The 3,153-nt window shown below is 61.4% G+C and carries 3 protein-coding genes; 1 reads left to right on the top strand and 2 read right to left on the bottom strand.

Features of this window, described 5'->3' with window-relative positions; translation table 11 throughout:
- Positions 1–118 precede the first annotated feature (118 nt).
- Positions 119–508 (top strand): alpha/beta fold hydrolase, encoded by a 390-nt coding sequence (locus IQK56_RS30665; RefSeq protein WP_150675382.1) that lies wholly within the window; start codon positions 119–121, stop codon positions 506–508.
- Here the strand turns inward: IQK56_RS30665 and IQK56_RS30670 are convergent.
- Both IQK56_RS30670 and IQK56_RS30675 read right to left on the bottom strand, forming a co-directional pair.
- A complete protein-coding gene (locus IQK56_RS30670; protein ID WP_112195228.1) occupies positions 505–1,455 on the bottom strand; it encodes an alpha-E domain-containing protein in 951 nt (316 codons plus the stop codon). The genes IQK56_RS30665 and IQK56_RS30670 overlap by 4 nt on opposite strands.
- A gap of 3 nt (positions 1,456–1,458) precedes the next feature.
- Positions 1,459–2,868 carry a circularly permuted type 2 ATP-grasp protein gene (locus IQK56_RS30675; RefSeq protein WP_122305628.1) on the bottom strand — a complete coding sequence of 470 codons (1,410 nt, stop codon included), beginning with the start codon at positions 2,866–2,868 and terminating at the stop codon, positions 1,459–1,461.
- Positions 2,869–3,153 lie beyond the last annotated feature (285 nt).

The raw sequence follows: 3,153 nt of genomic DNA on the forward strand, positions 1-3,153 counted from the left end.
TTGTCTGGAAAAACGGGGGCGGCTTGATGGGGCTCTGGCGCCAGCCCAGCGCGGGGCAAGCCCGCTCACCACAGGGTTCTGTGTCAACCTTTAAGAGTTGTGTAGATACCTATGCCTCATGAGCCAATCCACCGAGCAACGCGTCGCCGTCAACGGCATTGAATTAAGTGTTCACATCGCCGGCCCCGAACAGGGCCCGCCGATCTGGCTGCTGCACGGTTTCCCTGAATGCTGGCATTCCTGGCGTGAGCAGAACTGGTATCGCAACTTCGACAGGAACTGGCAACGCACCGAGCACCTGGCTGGTCGCCAGGTGCTGCAACCCACGCTGTTTCTGATCGGTGATCGCGATCCGGTAGGGGTGTTTGAGGCCCATACCCTCAAGCGCATGCCGGCTTCAGTCCCGCAGTTGGAACAGCATGTTCTTGCCAACTGCGGGCACTGGATCCAGAACGAGCAAGCCGCGCAGGTCAACCGGCTGCTGCTGGATTTTTTACGCCAGCGCTAAACCACTTCCAGATAAGAACTATGGATCGCCCGCGCCAACTCCCGCACGGTGTCGATAAAGTCCGTGAGGCGGCTGTGCAGGCCATCTTCAAGAATTTCATCAATCCCGGTATAGCGCAGCCGTGCCTCGAACTCCGCCGCCAGGCGCTGCGCCGCACGGCCATAGCTGCCGGGCAGGTCAGCCAGGATATGGCTCAACTCCTCAATGCACGCATGCAACGAACGCGGTACATCACTGCGTAACAACAGCAATTCGGACACCGAGCGCGCATTCAGCGCATTGGGGTACAGCTCGGTATACGCCTCGAAGGACGAAAGCGCACGGAGCAGGGCGCTCCACTGGTAATACCCGCGTGCCGAGAGGTCGCTGACTTCTTCCGACTCTTCGCCAAACATCTCGTAGCGCGCATCCAGCAAGCGCAAGGTGTTGTCCGCACGTTCAACGAAGGTGCCCAGGCGGATGAACCGGTAAGCGTCGTTACGCATGATGGTGCCGGACGTCGCCCCACGAAACAGGTGCGAGCGCTGCTTGACCCAGTCACAGAAGTGGCTGATGCCGTGTCGCGCCAGGCCGCCGGCGGCGATGCTGCGCATTTCCAGCCAGGTGGCGTTGAGGTTTTCCCACATATCGGCGGTGATGCGCCCGCGCACGGCGTGGGCGTTGCCACGGGCGGCGCGCAGGCAGTTATAGATGCTGGCGGGGTTTTCTTCGTCGAGGGCGAAGAAGTGCAGCATGCGCTCGGCGTCCAGGGTTTCATGGCGTTCTAGGTAGCTGTCCAGGGTGCCGCTGCTGAGCAGCGACATGGCCAGTTCGTCGAGCCCGTCGGTGTGCCCGGCTTGCGGCATCAACGACAGCGAGTAACTGACTTCGAGCATGCGCGCCAGGTTCTCGGCGCGCTCCAGGTAGCGGGACATCCAGTACAGATCTGCGGCGGTTCTACTCAACATGATTCAGCCCTCCACCACCCAGGTGTCCTTGGTTCCGCCGCCTTGCGACGAGTTGACGATCAACGAGCCTTCACGCAGCGCCACCCGCGTCAGGCCACCGGGCACCAGGCGGGTTTCCTTGCCCGAGAGCACAAAGGGCCGCAGGTCGATATGCCGGGGGGCAATGCCGTTTTCGACAAAGGTCGGGCAGGTGGACAGGCTCAGGGTCGGTTGGGCGATGTACGCGTGCGGACGGGCCTTGATGCGTTGCCGGAAGTCCTCGATCTCGGCGGCGGTGGAGGCGGGGCCGACCAGCATGCCGTAGCCGCCGGAGCCTTGAGTTTCCTTGACTACCAATTCGCCCAGGTTGGCCAGCACGTGGGACAGCTCATCCGGCTTGCGGCACTGGAAGGTCGGCACGTTTTGCAGGATCGGCTCTTCGTCCAGGTAGAACTTGATCATCGCCGGCACATAGGGGTAGATCGACTTGTCGTCCGCCACGCCAGTGCCGATGGCGTTGGCCAGCACCACATTGCCGGCGCAATAGGCCGCGACCAGGCCAGGCACGCCGAGCATCGAGTCGGGGTTGAATGCCTGGGGGTCAAGGAACGCATCGTCGATGCGCCGGTAGATCACATCCACCGCCTTGGGGCCGTCGGTGGTGCGCATGAAGACCTTGAGGTCGTGCACAAACAGGTCTGCGCCTTCCACCAGTTCCACGCCCATTTCCCGGGCCAGGAACGCATGTTCGAAGAATGCGCTGTTGAAGCGGCCAGGGGTCAGCACCACCACGTTGGGGTTATCCAGGCGGCTGGAGCTTTTCAGGGTCTTGAGCAGCAGGTTGGGGTAGTGGTCCACCGGTGCAATGCGTTGTCTGGCGAACACTTCCGGGAACAGGCGCATCATCATTTTGCGGTCTTCGAGCATGTAGCTCACGCCGCTGGGGGTGCGCAGGTTGTCTTCGAGCACGTAGTACGTGCCGTCGCCGTCGCGCACCAGGTCGACACCGGAAATATGCGAGTAGATATCGCGGTGCAGGTCCAGCCCGACCATGGCCTTCTGATAGCCCTCATTGCCCAGCACTTGATCCGCCGGAATGATCCCGGCCTTGATGATGCGTTGGTCATGGTAGATATCGGCGAGGAACATGTTCAGCGCGTTGACCCGCTGGATACAGCCGCGTTCGATCACGCTCCATTCACTGGCGGGGATGCTGCGGGGGATGATGTCGAAGGGGATCAGGCGCTCGGTGTCTTGCTCGTCACCATAGAGGGTGAAGGTGATCCCGGCGCGGTGGAACAGCAGGTCGGCCTCGCGGCGGCGCTGGGCCAGCAGTTCCGGCGGCGTGTTGGCCAGCCAGCGGGAGAAATCCTGATAGTGCGCACGGCATACGCCATTTGCGTCATTCATTTCGTCAAAGAAAGATCGAGCCATTCCAGTACCTTGTCAGTGCCCAGGGTTGCGTGGGGGGGGTGGCACTGCCGCTTTAAAAAACGCATGTTTTTATGAGCCTGTGGCGCAGAGTGCCAGCAGGCCTGGTCCTTACTTTCTTATGAGGTCGGCTCTGAGTCGGGGGGTAACGATTGCTCCTGTTTACGGGCAGATGAATGGGTTAAGCAATGCGTGTGCCGAAACGCACGAAAGCCTGATCAATGACGTTGTAGTGAGCGGGCTTGCCCCGCGCTGGGCGGCGCAGCGGCCCCTCAAAAGTAGGGGATC

The organism is Pseudomonas cyclaminis, assembly GCF_015163715.1.
Taxonomy (GTDB): Bacteria; Pseudomonadota; Gammaproteobacteria; order Pseudomonadales; family Pseudomonadaceae; genus Aquipseudomonas; species Aquipseudomonas cyclaminis.